At 36.4% G+C, this 22,290-nt stretch carries 19 protein-coding genes and 1 tRNA gene; 1 reads left to right on the top strand and 19 read right to left on the bottom strand.

Features of this window, described 5'->3' with window-relative positions:
* Positions 1-11: 11 nt before the first annotated feature.
* The 17 genes from J7S27_03165 to J7S27_03085 form a co-directional block, all read right to left on the bottom strand.
* Positions 12-455 (bottom strand): hypothetical protein, encoded by a 444-nt coding sequence (locus J7S27_03165; GenBank protein QTU83537.1) that lies wholly within the window; start codon positions 453-455, stop codon positions 12-14.
* 235 nt (positions 456-690) lie between these two features.
* On the bottom strand, positions 691-2,913 hold the full coding sequence (locus J7S27_03160; protein ID QTU83536.1) for a DNA translocase FtsK: 2,223 nt from the start codon (positions 2,911-2,913) through the stop codon (positions 691-693).
* Between the two features lie 57 nt (positions 2,914-2,970).
* On the bottom strand, positions 2,971-3,993 hold the full coding sequence (locus J7S27_03155) for a lipoate--protein ligase (protein ID QTU83535.1): 1,023 nt from the start codon (positions 3,991-3,993) through the stop codon (positions 2,971-2,973).
* Positions 3,994-4,008: 15 nt separating this feature from the next.
* Positions 4,009-4,746 carry an MBL fold metallo-hydrolase gene (locus tag J7S27_03150; GenBank protein ID QTU83534.1) on the bottom strand — a complete coding sequence of 246 codons (738 nt, stop codon included), beginning with the start codon at positions 4,744-4,746 and terminating at the stop codon, positions 4,009-4,011.
* A gap of 9 nt (positions 4,747-4,755) precedes the next feature.
* The gene (locus tag J7S27_03145) at positions 4,756-5,550 is read right to left on the bottom strand and encodes a hypothetical protein (protein QTU83533.1); all 795 of its coding nucleotides are present in this window, start codon (positions 5,548-5,550) and stop codon (positions 4,756-4,758) included.
* A gap of 67 nt (positions 5,551-5,617) precedes the next feature.
* Complete coding sequence (locus tag J7S27_03140) at positions 5,618-7,636, bottom strand: PBP1A family penicillin-binding protein (protein QTU83532.1); 2,019 nt, start codon at positions 7,634-7,636, stop codon at positions 5,618-5,620.
* A gap of 5 nt (positions 7,637-7,641) precedes the next feature.
* Entirely contained in the window at positions 7,642-8,844 is a 1,203-nt protein-coding gene (locus J7S27_03135; protein ID QTU83531.1) for a CCA tRNA nucleotidyltransferase, read from the bottom strand.
* Positions 8,844-10,094: a tetratricopeptide repeat protein gene (locus tag J7S27_03130; protein ID QTU83530.1), complete on the bottom strand. Its 1,251-nt coding sequence runs from the start codon at positions 10,092-10,094 to the stop codon at positions 8,844-8,846. The genes J7S27_03135 and J7S27_03130 overlap by 1 nt, the downstream gene beginning before the upstream one ends.
* Positions 10,095-10,204: 110 nt before the next feature.
* Positions 10,205-10,480 (bottom strand): HU family DNA-binding protein, encoded by a 276-nt coding sequence (locus J7S27_03125; GenBank protein QTU83529.1) that lies wholly within the window; start codon positions 10,478-10,480, stop codon positions 10,205-10,207.
* Between the two features lie 162 nt (positions 10,481-10,642).
* Positions 10,643-11,956 carry a ribosome biogenesis GTPase Der gene (gene der, locus J7S27_03120; GenBank protein QTU83528.1) on the bottom strand — a complete coding sequence of 438 codons (1,314 nt, stop codon included), beginning with the start codon at positions 11,954-11,956 and terminating at the stop codon, positions 10,643-10,645.
* Between the two features lie 72 nt (positions 11,957-12,028).
* Positions 12,029-13,210 carry a 30S ribosomal protein S1 gene (gene rpsA / locus J7S27_03115; GenBank protein ID QTU83527.1) on the bottom strand — a complete coding sequence of 394 codons (1,182 nt, stop codon included), beginning with the start codon at positions 13,208-13,210 and terminating at the stop codon, positions 12,029-12,031.
* Between the two features lie 113 nt (positions 13,211-13,323).
* The gene (locus J7S27_03110; GenBank protein ID QTU83526.1) at positions 13,324-14,001 is read right to left on the bottom strand and encodes a (d)CMP kinase; all 678 of its coding nucleotides are present in this window, start codon (positions 13,999-14,001) and stop codon (positions 13,324-13,326) included.
* Positions 14,001-14,753, bottom strand: coding sequence for a LysM peptidoglycan-binding domain-containing protein (locus J7S27_03105; protein QTU83525.1), 753 nt, complete (start codon positions 14,751-14,753; stop codon positions 14,001-14,003). The genes J7S27_03110 and J7S27_03105 overlap by 1 nt, the downstream gene beginning before the upstream one ends.
* A gap of 109 nt (positions 14,754-14,862) precedes the next feature.
* Positions 14,863-15,780 (bottom strand): pseudouridine-5'-phosphate glycosidase, encoded by a 918-nt coding sequence (locus J7S27_03100; protein QTU83524.1) that lies wholly within the window; start codon positions 15,778-15,780, stop codon positions 14,863-14,865.
* On the bottom strand, positions 15,773-16,879 hold the full coding sequence (locus J7S27_03095; protein QTU83523.1) for a winged helix-turn-helix transcriptional regulator: 1,107 nt from the start codon (positions 16,877-16,879) through the stop codon (positions 15,773-15,775). The genes J7S27_03100 and J7S27_03095 overlap by 8 nt, the downstream gene beginning before the upstream one ends.
* Before the next feature lie 463 nt (positions 16,880-17,342).
* Positions 17,343-17,423: transfer RNA gene (locus tag J7S27_03090), tRNA-Leu, on the bottom strand.
* 27 nt (positions 17,424-17,450) lie between these two features.
* Positions 17,451-18,686, bottom strand: coding sequence for a glycosyltransferase family 4 protein (locus J7S27_03085; protein QTU83522.1), 1,236 nt, complete (start codon positions 18,684-18,686; stop codon positions 17,451-17,453).
* Positions 18,687-18,788: 102 nt separating this feature from the next.
* On the opposite strand from J7S27_03085, the gene J7S27_03080 reads away from it, so the two are divergent.
* Positions 18,789-19,580: a mechanosensitive ion channel family protein gene (locus J7S27_03080; protein QTU83521.1), complete on the top strand. Its 792-nt coding sequence runs from the start codon at positions 18,789-18,791 to the stop codon at positions 19,578-19,580.
* Between the two features lie 14 nt (positions 19,581-19,594).
* Here J7S27_03080 and J7S27_03075 read toward each other — a convergent pair whose 3' ends face one another.
* The gene (locus tag J7S27_03075; GenBank protein QTU83520.1) at positions 19,595-19,852 is read right to left on the bottom strand and encodes a DUF1294 domain-containing protein; all 258 of its coding nucleotides are present in this window, start codon (positions 19,850-19,852) and stop codon (positions 19,595-19,597) included.
* The gene (locus tag J7S27_03070) at positions 19,852-22,263 is read right to left on the bottom strand and encodes a leucine--tRNA ligase (protein QTU83519.1); all 2,412 of its coding nucleotides are present in this window, start codon (positions 22,261-22,263) and stop codon (positions 19,852-19,854) included. The genes J7S27_03075 and J7S27_03070 overlap by 1 nt, the downstream gene beginning before the upstream one ends.
* Between the last annotated feature and the right edge of the window lie 27 nt (positions 22,264-22,290).

The following is a 22,290-nucleotide window of genomic DNA, read 5'->3' as shown; positions in this document are numbered from 1 at the left end:
TAGGTCTATCATTATATATTTGTATAAATGTCTTCTACAGAATGATTTGGGTCAATCACAATGTATAAATGGCCATTAGCACCTACTTTTGAAGATTGAAATTCGTTATCTAATCCGTCTTCATCTTTAGCTGAATATGGGAAATACACTAAATCATTTTGATTGTTATCAAAAATAATATCCATTTTTTCAATATCTTCGTAAGTTTTCACACGGTTAAACATCCCTTGTTCTAAACCACCAGAATTAATATCAGATGTGTTCACTTGGTCAGCAACCGCTTTAACTTCAATACGGAATGAATCACATGGATGAATTTTTTGGAAATCACTTTCACCAATTCGTCCAAAACTTGTTGTGATTTGTTTAATCCATAAATCACCAATTGATTCACGTTGAACAGTCCATGTTTCTCCATTTCTAAAGTAAAACTTTAATGCTGTCATCTCTTTCATAAAGATACCTCCTAAATTGTTCATACCCTTATATTAACATGCCGATATAACAATGTCACTACATTTTCATGACACGACGTGATACATTTTTATCAAGACATGACAGCTTATTTAAAATCATATAGAACACTTATCGCTTCTGTTTTTTCAATTAGTGTTGATATCTCCTTTTGGAAAATACCAACACCCAATATGATAAATTCAATAAAGCTCAACACTTACCACTGGTACGACATTAGTCTTGTGTGTAGTTTGCACCTAACACTTTTCTAGGTTTTGTGCCTTCAGCAGGACCAACAATGCCCTTTTCTTCCAATTCTTCCATCAAGCGTGCTGCTCGGTTAAATCCAATTCTAAATTTACGTTGCAACATAGACACACTAATGAATTCTTGATCGGCTAAAAATTCAACAATTTCATCAAATAATTCATCGCTTGACTCTCCAAGTGATTGAGAAACATCATCACTTGGCATCATTTCTTCAACATAATTGGCTTCTTGTTGTGTTTTTACAAATTCCACAACACGTTCAACTTCTTGATCGGATAAAAACGCACCTTGTACGCGGACAGGTTTATTTTCACCCATTGGCATAAAGAGCATATCCCCTTTACCAAGTAATTTTTCGGCACCGTTGCTATCAATAATGGTACGCGAATCAATACTACTCGATACCGCAAAAGCCATACGACTAGGAACGTTTGCTTTAATTAAACCTGTAATCACATCAACAGATGGTCGTTGTGTGGCTAAAACCATATGAATCCCCGCTGCACGTGCCATTTGTGCTAAACGAATAATTGCCGCTTCAACTTCATTACTTGCTACCATCATTAAATCAGCCAACTCATCGACAATGACAACAATGTAAGGCAATTTTTGCATTGGCTCATCAGCAGTTAAATTATACTCATCAACTTGTTCATTATAACCGGTAATATTACGCATCCCCGTTTGTGCAAACAACTCATAGCGACGTTCCATTTCTACAACCGCCTTTTGCAACGCTTGTGCAGCACGACGTGGATTTGTTACAACAGGTGTTAATAAATGCGGAATCCCGTTATAGACATTTAACTCAACTTTTTTGGGATCAATCATCATCAATTTGACTTCATTTGGTTTTGCTTTCATTAAAATACTCGTAATCATACCGTTAATGGCTACCGATTTCCCACTACCCGTTGCTCCAGCAACTAGTAAATGTGGCATTTTTGACAAATCAGCCATTCGAATATTTCCTGAAATATCACGTCCAAGTGGCACATTTAATTTAGACGTTGACTCAATATTATCTTCAATAATTTCTCTAAAGGATACCATACTCGTTGATTGATTTGGCACTTCAATACCGATATACGATTTTCCTGGAATTGGTGCTTCAATACGAATATCTTTAGCCGCTAGCGCTAATGCAATATCATCTGATAAAGACACAATTTTGCTCACTTTTACACCAACAGCAGGTTGAATTTCAAACTTAGTTACCGAAGGACCTAAATTTGCCGAAATGACACGTGCGTTGACACCAAAACTTTTAAACGTTTCTTCCAACAAACGACTGTTTTTCTTGATGATTTCATATTCACTAGATTGATCTTGCGCTTTAACATCATTTAATAAATGTAACGGTGGCAATTGATAATCTTCATTTTCAACAGGTCCACTAAAAGTTACCGTATCTAACGCATCACTCTCATCTTCAACGCCTTCATTTTCTACCGGCTCTACTTCTTGTTCAACAGTAAACTGTTTCTCAAACTCTTCCATTTGCATGCCATTGATCACAAACGATGAACTCTCTGGCTCAACTTCTAGTATCTCTTCTCTTGATACGACAGGACTTGTTTGCGACAGTTCTGTTTTAATCGGTTTTACAACTTTAGGCTGTTGTGTTTTCTGCTCGGCATGTTTTGTTTTCACCCATCTTGAAAATTGCTTAATCTTTTTGCTGTAAAATGAGATGGGTTTCCCATATAAAATTGCCAATGCAATCAAACTTGTAAACACCACAACAAAATACGCACCCGTTACACTAAATGCAAAGACAAATAACGCAGAAAATAATGCACCAATTAATCCACCACCAACTAAACGCAATTGTTGATTCGCCACCAAATCGGCACTAGCATTTTGCAATGTTTTACCGAGTAGATTGGTTTCATACGGAAAATCATTGAGCGATAGTAAAATTAAAATATTCATTAAAATAATGAAGGAACTAATATAAATTTTAGCATTCGGTAATGGCACGCGGAATAATAACATCGCGCAATACACAATCAGTACCACACTAATTGGAATATACGCACCACCCACAACAAAACGAAAGAGATTTGTCATAAATTGACCAATAAATCCCCATGAAAATATTGCTAGTACCGATACTAATATGACCAATAACGTCGTGTATTCTACTCGCCATTTAACTTGTTGTTTTTTTCTTTTCTTTGCCATACTTTCCTCAATTCAAAAATGCACAAAACAGTATGGCCGTACCATACTGTTTAGCTTTTATAATGCACTCGAGCCATGTACTAATACAGTGGTTAGTTCTTGTGCCGTAATATTTCCAAAATATTTTGTAACATTTACCTTTTCAAAAACAGCTTGAACAGCCTGTGTTTCAAACTTTGTACCAATCAAGGCGTTCTCAACATCGCTAATGTCTCCCAATCCGAAGAAGTCACCATAAATTTTAATATCTTTAATGACACCATTATCAACGTTTAGTTTATATTCGACTAATCCAAACGGAAACTTATGATAATGTTCAATCGTATACTCTGGCGATTGTCCATAATTCCAATTCCAATTACCAAATCGCTCATCACGAATGGCGTATACTTTTTCCCAATCTTCCTCAGTTAAATGCAATTCTTTAACATCTTCACGTTTTTCAACCGCAAAAATTTCAAGTAATAAGCTATCACGAAATTCGCGTGTCGTCATGTGTTTGTACGCATCCGAAACAAATGGTTTAATATTCGTAACACGTGAACGAACCGATTGAATTCCTTTTGATTCAATTTTTTCTTTACGTGGTTTTAACGCTTTTGTTACGGCGTCCAAGTCAGAATCAAATAAAATCGTTCCATGAGCCGTCATGCGCCCATTTTTTTCATACATGGCATTTCCTGAAAACTTTTTATCGCCAATGAGTAAATCGTTTCGACCTTTTAATTCAGCACCTTCAACACCCATTTTGTGCAACGCTTCAATAACAGGTTGTGTAAATTTACCAAAATCTCTAAACGATCCATCTGCATCTTTAATAAAGCAAAAAGAGAAATTACCTAAATCGTGATAAACTGCACCACCACCAGACATACGACGCACGACATGAATTCCATTTTCCTCGACATACGCTTGGTTCACTTCGGCAATTGTGTTTTGATTACGTCCAATAATGATTGACGGTTCATTAATGTAAAATAATAAAATGGGTTCATCGACCAATCGATTTTCAACTAAATAAGTTTCCAACGCAATATTAATGCGTGGGTCTGTAATTTCTTTATTGTCCACAAAATACATACTAAACGGTCTCCTTTAAATTGTGTACTCATCTAAATCTTTTGCTAAATGAAACGATATGGTTTCATTTACTGCTTTTGCTTGTTGCAATAATGTTTCTTGATTAAATGGTGGTAAATGTGTCAACACCACTTCTTTAACATCGGCTAACTCGGCAATTTTAGCCACTTGAGCACTTGTCATATGTGCCGGATGATTTTCATTTCCATCTAATAGCATCCCATCCGCTAACAACATATCAGCATTTTTAGCAAATGTAATGAAGTCGGCAAGATAAGCAGAATCTGCTGTGTAAACTAACACTTTTTTAGACACTTTATCTTCAATGCGCATCGCATAACAAATAACTGGATGAATAGTTTTAAGAAAAGTGATTTTAAATGGTCCGACACGTAATATTTCTTCCGGATTATACGCTATTCCCGTTGATACGTTCGGAATGGTTAAATCTGAAAAACGCTCATTTTGTTGATGTGCATAAATGGTTAACTGTTTTTGTTTTTTCTCTTCTAAAACAGGTTTTAATTGAAATGCATAGGATAAAACACCAACATCTGCAATATGATCATGATGGTAGTGTGACAAAATTAAAGCATCAATATCTGTAGGTTCCATGATTTTAGCTAAATTTTGAAAACTACTGCTACCCATATCCAAAAGTAATTTAAATCCGTCTGATTCGATTAAATAACTACTTGTAGCCATATTATTTGAAGGATATGCCCCCATACAACCAAGAATCGTCAGTTTCATAGAAATCTCCTATATAAAGCAATAAATTAAAATAACGCATGAAAAAATGGTTGCCATAAAGTTTTTTTGTTTAGCAAATTGTGTTTTCTTTTTATTATCTAACATCACTTTAAGCATGATTGCACCGGCAATTCCCCATAATAACAGCATAAAATAATTATTTAATACTAATCGCATCAGTGCAATTGGAGAACTCAATGTACCTAACCAACCTAACAAACTTAATAAATTTAAGCTAGACAGACTTGCGTGTAATGCACGATATTGTTTAACTTCCAATTTTTCAATCTCACTAAAATAAAATAGCAATAAACACAAAATTGGCACCGTTGCAAAAATTAATTCATACGAAATGAAATTGATTTGCATAAAAACCGATAATACCGTTAGCACTAACCCTTTTAAAAATACTTGTATGACAATAAAATATAATGTTCCTCTTAATTTAAAAAAGCCATACACGAGTAAAATGCTGACAAAATACGTCAACGCTAAAATTGAAAAAATCGCATTGGTCAACGGAAACATTAACAGAATCAACAAAACATTTAATGCAATAATTGGATATGCCGATTGCCAGTTAATCGTTCCTTTTTTTGTTTGTTGCAAATAAAAATAATGCTCTAAAAATTGTGACAACACAACAAAAATCAATAAAATAAATGTCCCTAAAACATTCACTTTTCCTAATCTAGACCCATACGTTACACCGAATAGTAACAATGCCATTGGCATAACAAGTAACTTCATCACAATATGAGATGAAAATCGCTTGATGGTCATCATAAACGTTTTTAAATCCATGTACTTCTCCTTCAATAAGTCAATAGTTTTATTATAAGCAAATTTCATTTGAGTCGCAACTTATTCACTACGGAAACCATTGTTTAAATAGCGATTTTAAATGATTTAATTGCTGATCAACGAATGAACCAACATTTTCTTGTATACTTTGGAACCAATTGCGTTTTTTCGCCTCTTCTTGTTCTTTGACAACACTTTCATGAACCGATTCCAAATGAAATGGCGTTTGTGGTGAATGCGCTAGTAAATCGTTTATTGTTTCTTTAAATAACGGTTTAATGCTATCGCCCTCATTCATTTTTAAGTAGTTTTCGTCAGTCGTCTCATCGTATCCAATCCACGTTGTATAGACAAAATCTTTCGTATACCCAACAGCCCACATATCTGACGAATCAACAGTTGACTCGGTAGTCCCTGTTTTTCCAGCAATTTTCAAATTGTTATAAGTTGCCATCGGAGCAGTCCCACCGTCTTGATAAACCCCCATCATCATTTGTGTCATCTGTGAAGCAACTGTTGCATCCATGACGTGATGTTGTGTTGTAAACGTTTTTTGTGTCACCACTTCACCATTAACATCTTCAATTTTCGTAATCAAGTAGCTTTCTAAACGAACCCCGTCATTAGCAAATGCCGTATACGCCTCATTAATTGCCTTAACCGTTGTCCCTTTTGTCATACCACCCAATGCAACACCTAAATAACGATCATCTGGTGTTGTTTCAATGCCGAAAAGAGACAATTTTTCAAGTCCTTTATCGATACCAATTTCATTCAACAACCATACGGCACTCGTATTTTTAGATAACGCAAGCGCTTGATACATCGGCAAGCTACCTACCGTTTGATAATCCCAATTTTGCGGTGTGTATTGATCACTACCGTACGAAACAACTTCGTCTAATAAAACACTTCTTGGTGTATAACCCATTTCTAACGCCGGCGTGTATACAACTAACGGTTTTAAAACCGATCCAGGTTGACGATGCATTTGATACGCGCGATTAAATCCGCGATAAACATGCTTTCCACGCCCACCAACAATCGCTTGTATCCCTCCCGTTTTAGGATTTGTGACCATGGCAGCATTTTGCACTAGTACATTTGGATTATTCGGAAACAACGTTTCATCTTCAGCATGCGTTTCTAACGTTTTTTGATAATTTTGATTTAAAGACGTATAAATTTTATAGCCTTTTGTATACAAATCGTCCTCACTAATCCCATACACGTCAACCGCTTCAGCAATCACCGCATCAAAATAATACGGATAGCGATAATGCGACACTTCATGGTATGTATCATTGAGTTGGATTGTGGTGTTTACTGCTTCATCATATTGTTGCTGTGTAATCTTTTTAGCACCTAACATTACTTCAAGCACCGTATCCCGTCGATTTTTGGCAACTTGTTCATTGTTGTACGGGTTATATAAGTTAGGCCCTTTTAACATTCCAGTCAGCATAGCAGCTTCTTGTATGTTTAGCTCTTTTGCTGATTTACCGAAATATTTATGCGATGCATCTTCAACACCCCAAACACCCTCGCCAAAATACGCATGATTGATGTACATGGTGAGAATATCGTCTTTTGAATAGTATTTTTCAATTTCAATGGCTAAAAATAACTCTTGAAATTTTCTCAAAAAGCTTTGCTTTTGTGTCAAATAAGCATTTTTAGCCAGTTGTTGCGTCAGTGTAGAGCCACCACCGCCATCTTTCGAAAAACCACTCGTCAAAAAACTGACAGATGCTCGAGCAATCCCCATCGCATCGTATCCTTTATGGTCATAGAATCGTTGATCTTCTGTTGCAATGACACCATCAATAAAATACGGCGAAACATCATTTAAACCAATGTACGTTCCTTTTTGATTGAGTAATTGCCCGGCTTCATTGCCACTTTCATCATAAATAATGGTGCGATGCGACAGTGTATTTTGTAAGTTTTTAACATCGGTTATCTTTGCTAAAAAAATCAAATAACTACTCAATAGTAGCATCATCAATAACGAAATGGTAAATAGTAATTTAATGATATGATATTTTTTTAAAAAGGCATTCAAAGAATGCCAAAAGTTTTTCATCATAGTTATCCTTTATAGTGTGAAAAATGTGTCAAAATATAATGTGATAAATCATTTTTTGTATTTTTCAATTCAAGAGACAGAACTTTATGCGTTAATGTTTTGATAATTTCACCAATAAACGCACCAGATTGATGTCGATTTAACAATTGCATAATATCACGCCCGTTTACTGCTAAATCTTTTGTGCTGCGTAAAGGCAATTGACTGAAAAGTAATGCAGTATCTTCATAGACAAACGTATCGTAGGCATCGCTTAAAAATTGTTGTGCATTTTCAACCACATCTTCTTCGTGTAAAAACAAAAAGGTATTCTCAAATTTAGCACATGATAAACGATAAGCAATGACTTCCATTAACGCGATACTTTTGTTAATGATTTCATTGGATAGTTTCCATTTTTTTAAAAATGCTTTTGCTTCATGAATCGTCAATTGCCCAAAGTACATGAGTAATCCCCAATTGACGTAATCGTCCTTAAACACAGGCAATGTCGCTAATTTTAATAACGCTTCACTTAAATGCGCCATTTGTGGACAATAACGATGCAAATTAGCTTCCAGTAAATAATGAATGCCTTTTTGCTTATTCGTTGAAGCAAATAGCTTTTGTAGTTCTACTGCTATACGTTCTACGGCAATTTTCTCTAATAAATGTGCATTTTCAGCAATACCTCGTAATGTTTTAGGTTCAATATCAAACCCTAACTGCGCACTAAATCGTACACCGCGCATCATCCGTAACGCATCTTCATGAAATCTTTCTGTCGGTGATCCTACAGCACGTATAATACCTTCATGTAAATCGTTTTGACCGTTATAATAATCGAATATTTTACCCGATTTATCCATGGCTAGCGCATTAATTGTAAAATCACGTCGCATTAAATCATCTTTCAAATCTCTGACAAACGTCACTTGATCGGGTCTTCTAAAATCTTGATAAGTGCTTTCCGTACGAAAAGTGGTAATTTCATAACCGACTTGATGATACAATACCAGCACCGTTCCATGCTCAATGCCCACATCAAATGTCGTTTGAAAAATAGATTTAATCTCTTGTGGATAGGCACTGGTTGCAATATCCACATCAGCAATGGTTTTATTTAACAAATAATCTCTAACACACCCACCGACAAAATAGGCTTGAAATCCTGCTTTTTCTATTTTATCCAGTACGGGATAGGCTTGTTCAAAATGATTGTTCATTAAAAATCTTCTCCAAATTCATCCACTTGACTACCATCAAGCGTTTTAATACGTGACATCATCGTTTCAAACAAATCACGTTTCCCAATTTCTCGTAAATACAAAGCGTATTCTTGTAAAAATTCAACGTTATCTTCAAAAATGAGATACGCCTGTTCATACCATTTTTGCGCATTCACATCATCTTCTAAAGCGGCATAGGCACTCGCTAAAATCCAGTAAAGCTCACTTTCTTCATCGTCCATTTCAAAATACCGTTCAATCTGTTCAATAACGGTATCGTATTCTTCAAAATGCAATAAATGACGCGACCACTTAATCATCCAAGAAAGGCCATCAATGTTGTTTTGTTGCGCCGATTCACCTAACGCATTGATTTTATCAACGTCATTTTTCTTTTGATACACATCAAACAACGTCACATATAGCGTTTCGTGATACGGATTGTGTTGTAAAGCCATCTCTAAATAGGTAATGCCTTCATCCATAAAACCACAATCAATAGCCGATGTACCGAAGTAATAATACGCCGAATAGAAATCAGGGTCTTTTTGTAATAGCTCTTTAAATTGATGATGCGCTCGAGAATACTCTTTTAATTGATAGTAAGCCAATCCCAATTCAAATAAACTTTCAGAATCGTGTTCTTCGCTAGATAACTGGTCTAAACTGCTCACAACTTCTTCATATTCACCCATTGCCCCTAAAACTCTCGCCATTTTTTTAACGTAGATACTCTCTTCAATCAATTCATTATGTTCAAGTGACACTAACGATTGATACGCTTTTTGGTTTTCACCCATATAAAAATACAGTTCAAACAAAGCTAAATCAATAACAGGCTCATCTTTGGCTAATCGTTTTGCTAGTTTTAGTTTTTCTAACGCCACCTCATACAATTCTAACTGTTGATAAGCGTCTGCCATGACTAATAAAGCAGATACATAATAATCACTATCTTCTTCAATGTGTAACAATTGATCAATTGCTTCATCCAATTCATTTTTATCAATACATAATTCTGCACGTAATAAAACTAACGCGTCATCCGGGTAGACATCGTACAAACGATTGGTCAACGCTAACGCTTCTTCAATAAAACCTAGTTCCTGAATACGCAAAGCCAAATCATACCCCGACTGGACATCTAAAGTATCTTCACAATATTTAGCATACTCTTCTATTAATTTAAACGTTTCTTGTGAATTTTGTGTTAATGATTCAATAATTCGTTGATCTAATGCAACCATATATACTCCTTTTAACGATAAACATCTACTTAGTAAAATCAATTATAAATAACTCATTTTACTAAATATCCCCCTTAAATACACAGATTTAAGGGGGCGATTGTTGTTAATTATTTAACTGCATCTTTCAATGCTTTACCAGCTTTGAAACCTGGTACTTTACTTGCTTTAATTTTAATTTCCTCACCTGTTTGAGGGTTGCGACCTTTACGGGCTGCACGCTCACGAACTTCAAAGTTACCAAAACCAATAATTTGAACTTTTTCGCCTTTAGCTAAAGCTGCTTGAATTGTATCGAATAACGCATCAACTGTTAAAGCAACATCTTTTTTTGTGAAGCCTGTTTCGTTTGCTACGCGTTCTACTAAGTCTGCTCTATTTGCCATTATTTCACCTCCAATATGACATAACAAATTTAATATTGCTATGCGATTATTTTGAATATTAGTTATTCAAAATCACTACCATAATATACCACATTCCCCCTATCAATGCAACCACATTCAACCGATTACAATCTCATAGGTACGGTATTCTTTCAGTACATTTTATGTACGTTCGCGTGTAATCATTTTAATTGGTGTTCCGTCAAATTCAAACGTTGCACGCAATTGATTTTCTAAAAAGCGCTCATAAGAAAAATGCATTAATTCTTTGTCGTTTACAAAAGCAACAAATGTTGGTGGTTTCACCGCAACTTGTGTTAAGTAGTAAATTTTTAATCGTTTGCCTTTATCTGTTGGTGTTGGATTAGTTGCAATAGCATCTAATAAAACATCATTTAATAAAGATGAACTAATTCGTAAATTTTGATTTTCACTTACCGTTTTAATCAATTCAGGCAATAAACTCAAACGTTGTTTTGTCAATGCCGATACAAAAACAATTGGTGCGTAGTCCAAGTATAAGAAATGCCCACGAATATCCTCTTCAAATTTTTTCATCGTATGCGTATCTTTTTCAATGGCGTCCCACTTGTTTACCACAATAATCACACCTTTTCCAGCGTCATGTGCGTAACCAGCCACTTTTTTATCTTGCTCTTGAATGCCTTCTTCGGCATTTAACACCATTAAAACAACATCACTACGATCAATGGCACGTAAGGCACGTAAAACACTGTACTTTTCAGTTGATTCATAAACTTTACCGCGTTTACGAATACCAGCCGTATCAATCATTTGGAAAACGGTACCGTCTTCATCTGTAAATTCTGTATCAATGGCATCACGCGTTGTTCCAGCGACATTAGACACAATCACACGATCTTCACCAAGAATCGCATTAACTAATGACGATTTACCAACGTTTGGTCGACCGATTAATGAAAAACGAATTTTGTCATCATCTATTTCATCTTCAAAAGAATCTGGTAATTGACGGAAAACTTCATCTAATAAGTCCCCTAATCCTAATCCATGACTTCCAGAAATCGGGAACGGATCACCTAATCCCAATGAATAAAATTCATACACTTCATTGCGTTGTTCCGGATTATCCGCTTTATTCACCGCTAAAATAACAGGCTTTTTACTTTTATGTAAAAGGCGTGCAACATATTCATCCGCTTCAGTAACCCCTTCACGAACACTTGTTAAACAAATGATAACATCCGCTTCATCAATGGCAATTTCAGCTTGGTGTTTAATTTGTGACATGAACGGTTCATCACTTAATTCAATACCACCCGTATCAATAACGTTAAATGGTTTTTCTAGCCATGTCCCTTGTGCATAAATGCGATCACGCGTCACACCAGAAATATCTTCAACAATGGAAATACGTTCGCCGACTAAGCGATTAAAAATGGTTGATTTACCAACGTTTGGTCTTCCTACAATGGCTAATGTTGGAATTTTCATCTTTTCACCTCTTTCAAAAAAACAAGGATAATGTCGAATAGGAAGACATTACCCTTATCCAATGAACTTATATTATTCAGTAACTTGTAATTGATCGCCTAAAACATCTCCAAGTGTTACAGTTGTATCATCAGCAACATACTCAAAGTCATCTTCTTGGCTATCAACTTGTTCAACTTCACGTACAGGACGCTCAATCAACGCTTTCATGCTTAATGACATACGTTGTTCAGCTAAACGTAACTCTTGTACAAGTGCTGTAATGGTTTGACCAACCGTCAACACTTCATTTGGTACATTAACACGTTCATGAGAAATTTGTGATACGTGAACTAAACCTTCAACTCCAGGTAACACTTCAACAAACGCGCCAAAGTCTGTTAAACGTTTTACAACACCTTCAACTGTATCGCCTTGAGCAATTTGTTCTGCGGCAACTTCCCAAGGTGCTTTTGTTGTTGCTTTAATTGATAATGATACGCGTCCAGCTTGTTCATCAACTGATAAAACTTTAACGTTTACTTTATCACCAACAGTTAATACAGATGCAGGATTTTTAACGTGCGCATGAGAAATTTCAGATACGTGTACTAAACCGTCGACACCACCTAAATCAATAAATGCACCAAAATTAGTTAGACGTGATACAGTTCCTTCAACCACTGTATCCGCTTCAATATTGCTTAATGCTTTACTTAATTGTTCAGCTTTTTGTGCTGCTACTAATTCTTTACGTGACAATACTAATTTATTTTCAGCAGGGATACATTCAACAATTTGGAATGTTAGAGTTTGACCTTTAAATTGTGATAAGTCACGAACAAAACGGTCTGATACTAAAGAGGCTGGTACAAATCCACGTACACCTAAATCAACAACCAAACCACCTTTGACAACGTCTTTAACGGTTCCTTCAACTAATTCACCATTTTCAAATTTTGCTTCAATATCGCTCCACACTTTACGTGCGTCTACACGACGTTTAGATAACAAGAAGCTACCACCATCGTTTTCTTTTTCACGAATTGTTGACACAACAACTAAATCTAAAACATCTCCTACTGAAACAACATCTTCTAGTGCTTCAACTGGTGTAGCAGATAATTCTTTTGCTGGTATAACACCTTCAACACCAGCACCTACAATACCAACGATAACTTGTTTGTTATCTTGAATTGTAATCACTTCTCCTTGTACTAAATCACCCACATTAACTTCTAACGTACTGTTCAAAGCGTCTAAAAATTCTGACATCTATTATATCCTCCCATACCACAACCTGTGATAAATAAAATTTTCGCATGTTTGTTTTCACAAACATCAATAATATTAGTATATCAAAATACAAAAAAAAGTCTAGTAGCATACTAGACTTTTTGTGCATTAATCATATTAGAAATTTGACACACTACTTCATCAATCGTTAATGACGTCGTGTCAATTTCAATGGCATCTTCTGCTTTTTTCAACGGTGTGACTTCACGCGTTGAATCGAACAAGTCGCGTTCACGAATTTCTTGTTCTAAAACATCTAGCGAACTTGTCACAATGCCTTTAGCAATGTTTTCGTCATAGCGACGTTGGGCACGTACACGAGCACTAGCAATCATAAAAATTTTCAGTGTGGCATTGGGCATCACGACCGTTCCAATATCACGACCGTCCATAATAATGCCACCGTCTTGAATGTAGTTTTGTTGACGAGAAACCATCTCTTTACGAACGGCTTCATAAGACGATACAAGCGATACGTGTGACGTAACGTTTTGATCGCGAATTGCTTTTGTGACATCATTCCCATTCAAAAATACGCGTTGTGTATCACCGTCATTTTGAAAAGTAATGTCTATCTCTTTAGACGCCTTACTCACAAGCGCTTCGTTTGAACAATCAATGTTTTCATTTAAACAAAATAGTGTCACACAACGATACATCGCACCCGTATCTAAATAAATTAATTGGTGTTTTTTTGCAATTAATTTTGCAATTGTACTTTTTCCCGATGAAGCTGGTCCATCTATTGCAACCGTTAACTTCTTCATCATTAGTTCACATTTACCTTCACAACAGTACCAGGCAATAACAATGAATCATCGGTTAAACCATTCAATTGTTTAAACTCTGATGGGGTCATACCATGAGATTCAGCAATACTATAAATAGAATCTCCAGATTGGATAGTATAACTTCCAACACTAGTGTTATTTGTAGCAGGTGTTGTCGTATTTGTACGACTTGATGTTGTGCTTCCTGACGATACTTTTACAGTTTGTCCAGGTAATAACAATGTTGATTCTGAAAAACCATTCAATGCGTAAAATTCTGAAACGGTCATGCCGTGATTTGATGCGATTGAATACGCGCTATCTCCAGAAACAATGGTATATGTCCCTTGCGTACTTGCGTTATTCGTTGCACTTGTTGTTGATTGTGTGCTGCTTGATTGATTAGCTTGTGTACTTGATGTACTTTGTTCATCTGCTTTTGATGAAGGTGCTGTTGTCGTGGTTTGAGATTGTAAAACTAATTTTGGAACTGCAGGTGTTGTTGAACCTTGTTGACTTGTTCCACCGATTAAATTCAAACCGCGCATTAATGCCCAAACAGCAATCACAGCAACAATTAATCCAAATACAGTAAAGATAATTTTACTATATAATCCCGATTCTTTTGTTTTTGTATGACGTGAAGCACGTGTTGTTTGCTCTTCTTCTTCGTTTTCAAATTGATATGACCAAGGCTCATCAATTACCGTATCTTGATCATGTAAATTTTTATCATAATCGTTGTTTTCCATGTTTCCTCCATAAAGAACGATTTATTTTTTATTTTTAGATTATATCATATTTTCATATAAATGCAAAAAAAGCCCTTTCATCTAGGGCTTTTCGTGCTTTTTTTATCATTTATGCATTGTTTTTAAAATATTCTACGGCTAATTGCGCACCGACACGTGCATTGTTTTCAACCAATTTGATATTGGCTTCTAAGCTTTTACCGCCTGTTTTTTCAACAATATTACCCAATAAGAACGGTGTAATATCTTTACCGACAATACCTTGTTCTTCAGCTTCTTTTACAGCTTTTTCAATAATACCATCAATGTAAGCAGGATCCATTGCGTGTTCTACTGGAATTGGGTTAGCTACCACAACACCACCTTCAAGACCTAATTCCCACTTCGTACGAATCATGTTGGCAATGTGTTCTAAAGAATCTGCACTTAACGGCAACTTCAAACCGCTATCGCGCGTAAAGAACGCTGGTAAATTTTTCGTTTGGTAACCAATCACTGGTACACCTTTTGTTTCTAAATATTCCAAAGTTGCTGGTAAATCTAAAATCGATTTCGCTCCAGCACAAATGACAGTTACATTTGTTTGCGCAAATTCATCCATATCCGCAGAAATATCCAACGTTGTTTCCCAACCACGATGAACACCTCCTAAACCACCGGTAACAAAAAATTTAATGCCCGCTAATTCTGCACCAATCATCGTTGTTGCTACAGTTGTTGCTCCTAATTTACCAGACGCTAATACATCCGCCATATCACGACGTGATACTTTGGCGATACCTTTTGAACTACCAAACATTTCTAACTCTTCGTTTGATAACCCAACTCGAATTTTTCCATCAATAATAGCGATTGTCGCTGGTACTGCTCCATTGTCACGAATAATTTGTTCTACTGTGCGTGCCATTTCAACATTTTTGGGATACGGCATACCATGTGAAATAATCGTTGATTCTAACGCAACTACTGGCAATCCTTTAGCCATACCTTCTTGAACTTCTTGTGATAATACAATATATTTATTCATTACGATACTCCTTGATTTCTTCTAATAATTTGTCTTTTGTTAAATTTTGTCTTACCGTTTGATACACTTGAATGGTATGATACGCGTTCGTCATTCCCGCTAACACATGATCGTCCATTGTATGTGATTCATTTAAATAGGAGTCAATAAACGCCGCTGTAAACGAATCACCTGCTCCCGTAACATCTGCAATTTGATTGCCGTCTAGTGCTTTAACATCGTACCAATGAATCGCTTTATTCGCTGCAATAATACGCTTTGCCCCTTGTGTTAAGACCACCGTTTCAACACCTAATGATTGCCATTGTCGCACGATACGTTCATAATCTTCATCGGTTTCTAACGTCGTTTTGAAAAACGCACAGGTTTCACCAACGTTGGTAATTAAACATTTTACGGCGCTTAAATCATCTGGCATTCGTTCCATTTTTGGTTCAGAAACCGTAATTAAAATAAGTGGTATCTCATGTTTTTTCGCAAACGAACAAATGTATTCAATTGATTCTTTCGGACAATTTAAATCCATCACAATGCACTTGGCTTGTTGTAAATATTGTGATTGCTTACTTAATACGTCAGGTGTTAGTGCGTCATAAACAGACATATCTGCAAGACCCAAATACATTTCGCCGTCATTATCTAGTAACGCGGTGTACGTGCCTGTAGACTGCCCTTCAATTGTCACAACTGCTTCAGTATCCATAAACGGACTGGACAATTCTTTAATGTACGCCCATTCTGAATCGTTTCCAGCAACAGAAATTAAAACAACCTCTTGACCTAATCGACCTAAGTTTTCCGCTACATTTCGACAAACACCACCGATTGATGTCATTGATGTTACAGGATTAGACGTGTACGGCTGTAGACGATGTGTCGTTTTAATTTTTTTATCAACATTGGCTGCACCGATACACACAACCGTTTCAGTACGGTTGACAATGTAGGCTTTACCTAAAATAAATCCTTTTTTCACTAACGATGAAATCATATTGGCAATTGCAGGACGTGATAACCCAACAACATCAGCTATTTCTTGTTGTGAAATAAACGGATTATTTTTAATCAACTCAAAAACAAGTTGCTCATTATCGTTCATAGCTTACCCCTTTCTTCAAACATATGTTTCAAAAAGAAACATTTGCTTATATTTTAAAATAAATATTGCGTTCTGTCTATAAAAGTGTTGAAAAATAAAAATGATTTGCAACAGAAAAAACCATCCTTACAGACGGTTTTTTGGATTGATTTTTAAATTTGTAAAATACGTTCGTTCAGCTTCATCTTCTTTGAAGATGTAAGGACTGGTACTCAAATCACTATGGGATTTTCTATCCCTTTGCATCCGTAACTCACTGTATTCGTTCGGCTTCATCTTCTTTGAAGATGTAAGGACTGGTACTCGAAGTACTGCGTACTTCTCCGTCCCATACTGCATCCGTAACTCACTTCGTTCGAACGGCTTCATCTCTTCGAGATGCAAGGATTGGTACTCAAATCACTCCGTGATTCTCCGTCCCATATTACATCCGTAACTCACTTCGTTCGAACGGCTGCAATAATGCAACCAGCGAGACTCGAACTCGCACGGGTCTCCCCACTGCCCCCTCAAGACAGCGTGTCTGCCATTCCACCATGGTTGCGTATGGTGATGTCAAAACGACATCACATTATTCTTCATCTTTATTTTTTCGTGAAAACCATTGTTTAAAGTAAATGCGGTTTAACAACGATTTTGGATTTTCAGTATTGGTTTGTTTTGTAGCATATGAAGCAATCGCTTGTGTATAAAAATCATATACCATTTCACCAAAATGTTTTGCTGAAATATCATACAATAATTCATCACGTTTTTCTTGTGTTGTTGGTGCACTATTATTTAAATACGAAATATACTCACAAATTGTTTTTGGCAAGTCAGCAATGTCATTATACAACTGACCCATTGATTTATCCGTAATAATGCTTGATAAATAATCATTTTTCTTAGCCACCACAGGCAATTGATTCACTAACGCTTCTAAATACGTCAACCCTTGTGTTTCTGTTTGTGAGGCGTTGATATATACATCTGCCATTTGATAATATTTAAACACATCACTATGATTAATTTCGCCCGTAAACGTTACACAATCTTCAAGATTTAAGCGTTTCACTTGTTGTTCAAGAGCTTGTCTTTCTGGACCATCTCCAACAATCACTAAACGAGAATACCCGTGCTTTTTCAACACTTCTGGCATCGCGTCAATCAACACATCAATACTTTTTTCTTTAGCGACACGAGACAATGACAATAAAATAATTTCATCATCTGAAACGTCTAACTGTTTACGCATTTGAGAGCGCAGTTCGCGATTGTATTCTGGAATCGGTACACCTGTCGGGATTGTTTGAATCGGCGTATCAATATGATAGCTTTTTAAAATCTCTGCCATTTGATCGCCCGGCGCAATTACACCAGATGTATGATTACAGAAATAATGTGACAACCATTTCACGTGTGTTGGTTTTACAAGGTGGCCATTGGCAATATAATGCAAATACTTCTCATACATTGTATGATACGTATGTACGCTTGGAATTTTTAATCGATAAGCCACATATTTTCCGATTAAACCCATGCCAAATTCTGTATGCGTATGCACCAAATCAAATTTTTCTTCTTTTGCAATGTGCATCGCTTTATACATCCCACCAATCGCCATACGGCGATCTGTAAAAAATAGAAACGGAATGCTAGCAATACGAACGATACCTTCTTCATGTTCCGGCGCATCAGGATCAGTCGTCGTAAAAATAACGACAGAATGTCCCTGTGATTCTAATTCTTCTTTTAAAATTTTAATGGACGTTGCCACTCCACTCACCTGTGGAAAGTACGTATCTGTAAATAATGCTATTTTCATACTGACCTCTATTAAAATAATAGTTTTATTTTACAACTTTGAGAGTTTACAAGCAAGCAAAAAACTTGATACAATATGAGCACGCTATGAAAAGGAGTTTATATGTCAGTTAATTGGTCTGAAATTGCCACAATTATCCTGTGGCGTTTATTCTTTATTTTAATTACGTTACTAGTATTTTTATTTTTGAACCACGTTGTTCTTAACCTAATCAAAAAATCAACTAAAAAAATGATACGCCCACATGGCATGTCTCAACAACGCTACGACACGTTACGTCATTTGTTTGAAAGTCTAGCACACTACGTTTTATATTTTATTACTGGATATATTATATTATCCATTTTAGGTGTCCCTATGGCAACTCTTGTTGCCGGAGCCGGTATTGCCGGATTGATTATCGGGTTAGGCGCTCAAAGCTTTGTCAACGACCTAGTGAACGGTGTCTTTATTTTAATGGAAAAACAATTCGATATTGACGATTATGTCATCATTTCAAACATCGAAGGACGCGTGACATCCATTGGACTACGTTTAACGACAATTGAAGGGTTAGATGGTGCTACCTACTTTATTCGCAACAAAGAAATTACCATCGTTAAAAATCTAACCCGCCATCACACACGTACTTTAATTAACTTGTTTATTACCGATACTTCTCAAGCTTTTGACATCGAAAAGATTATTAAAAACGTAAACGCTTCAGATGCAGATGTTTTAAGCGGTGGTGTTATCCCAACTTTATTAGGGTTGCAGACGACACCAAGTGGTGCATTGTATTATTCAGTCGGTTTATTTACATCATATGAAGAGTCAGTCGAAAAAAAAGATGCCTTTTACCAAAAATACATTTCCGCATTGCAACAAGCCGGCATTTCCGTCTTTCAAAAATAATAAAATCAGTCGTCTCACATCATAAGACGACTGATTTTTTCGTATAGCCCTATTGTTAAAAGCATGCTCATTATAGCAACAACATGAAAATACCATTTTTTTGTTTTATGATGACACATCATCATGGCAAAGTAACCACCAAAACTACCAAACACTAGTGACAGTAACAATGTTTTTTCAGATGTGCGATAAAGACGCTTTTTTGCTTTTCTTTTATCTACAGCAAACAATAAAAACGCGTTTAAATTGAGTAAAAACATTACCCAAATCATTATTTCACCACAATGTTTACTAATTTATTTGGTACAGTAATCATTTTAACGATTGTTTTACCATCAAGCGCTGCTTTCACATCAGCATTTTCCAACGCCAACGCTTCAAACGCTGCTTTATCTAAGTTTACTGGAACATCGACACGCGCTTTAATTTTACCATTAACTTGTAAAATGACTTCAATCGTATTTTCCACTAAATAGCTTTCATCAAAAGTTGGCCATTTTTCATGTTGAATGGATTGTGTTTCACCCAATTTTTCCCACAATTCTTCTGCTAAATGCGGTGTAACGGGTGCTAACAATTGTAAAAATCCTTTAGCGTAATCAATTGGCAATGTTTCAGCTTTCATGGCTTCATTGACAAAGACCATCATTTGAGAAATTCCCGTATTAAAGTGCATGATTTCAAAATCTTCAGTCACTTTTTTAACAGTTTGGTGATATACCTTATTTAACGCACCGTCATTGGTTTTCACCAATGTATCTTTTAACGTACCATCTTCATTCACCATTAAGCGCCATACTCTATCTAGGAAACGGCGGCTACCTTCTAACCCTTTTTCACTCCATGGTTTTGACGCATCTAAAGGTCCCATAAACATTTCATATAAACGTAGTGTATCTGCACCTAAACGGTTCACCACATCGTCAGGATTGATGACATTGCCACGAGATTTAGACATTTTTTCATTATTTTCGCCCAAAATCATACCTTGGTTAAAGACACGTTGGAATGGTTCTGCAGTTGGTACAACACCAATGTCGTATAAAAACTTATGCCAGAATCGTGCGTAAAGCAAATGTAATACCGCATGCTCTGCACCACCCACATACATATCAACTGGGAACCATTTTTTCAATTTTTCAAAGTCGGCTACCGCATTGTCATTTGTTGGATCAACATAGCGCAAGAAATACCACGAACTCCCCGCCCATTGAGGCATTGTATTCGTTTCACGACGTCCTTTACGGCCATTTTCGTCCACGACATTAACCCATTCCGCAATATTCGCCAACGGCGATTCTCCCGTACCACTTGGACGAATGTTTTCTGTTTTCGGCAATAGTAACGGCAACTCTTCACTTGGTACCACACTCATGCTACCGTCTTCCCAATGAATAACAGGAATTGGCTCACCCCAGTAGCGTTGACGAGAGAAAATCCAATCACGTAAACGATATGACGTTACTTTTTCACCAACACCATTTTCTGTCAACCATTCAATCGCTTTTTGAATACCGTCTTCTTTATTTAGACCGTTTAAAAACGCTGAATTCACATGTACACCATCAGTTGTTAATGGTAATGGAGAGTTGTTTTCATCTTCAATTACACGAATAATTGGCAATTCAAATTTTGTAGCAAATTCAAAATCACGCTCGTCATGTCCCGGAACCGCCATAATCGCCCCCGTTCCATAACTGGATAACACATAATCAGCAATCCAAATTGGAATTGGTTCCTGATTAATTGGATTGATTGCGTAAGCACCCGTAAATACGCCCGTTTTGGTTTTGGCTAAGTCCGTACGTTCCAAGTCCGATTTTGTTGACACCTCTTGAATGTACGCTTCCACCGCTTCTTTTTGTTGTGGTGTTGTAATGGCACTAACCAATTGATGTTCTGGAGACAATACACAGTAAGTTGCACCAAATAACGTATCTGGTCGTGTTGTAAATACGGTAAATTGCTCATTACTGTCGGCAACTTTAAAATGAACGTGCGCGCCATGTGAACGACCAATCCAATTACGTTGCATATCTTTTAAGCTTTCTGGCCAGTCAATTGTTTCCAAGTCGTCTAACAAACGATCCGCGTAAGCCGTAATACGCAATACCCATTGACGCATTGGTTTACGATAGACCGGATGACCGCCACGTTCTGATTTACCATCAATTACTTCTTCATTGGATAAAACTGTTCCTAAAGCCGGACACCAGTTTACCGCAACTTCATCCACATACGCTAAATCTTTTTCAATTAATTTTTCAAAAATGAATTGCGTCCATTTGTAGTAATTTGGATCTGTCGTATCGATTTCACGATCCCAATCGTATGAAAAACCTAATGATTTTAATTGACGTTTAAACGTTTGAATATTTTGATAGGTAAATGTTGCTGGATCATTCCCCGTATCTAATGCATACTGTTCAGCTGGTAAACCAAAGGCATCCCATCCGATTGGATGCAGTACGTTATACCCTTGTGCGCGTTTCATACGTGCTAAAATATCTGTCGCCGTATACCCTTCAGGATGCCCTACGTGTAACCCTTGTCCAGATGGGTAAGGGAACATATCCAATACATAGTAATAAGGTTTTGTATCATCTTCTGTTGTTTTAAACGTTTCGTGTTTATCCCAATACGTTTGCCATTTTTGTTCGATTTCTTGATGTTTGAAATTCATTTTCTTCCTCCTTAAAAATAAAAACCC

It is taken from the genome of Carnobacteriaceae bacterium zg-C25, assembly GCA_017945845.1.
Taxonomy (GTDB): Bacteria; Bacillota; Bacilli; order Lactobacillales; family Aerococcaceae; genus WM01.
The sequence above is the reverse complement of the archived record's forward strand: the minus strand, read 5'-3'. Positions and strand labels throughout refer to the sequence as shown.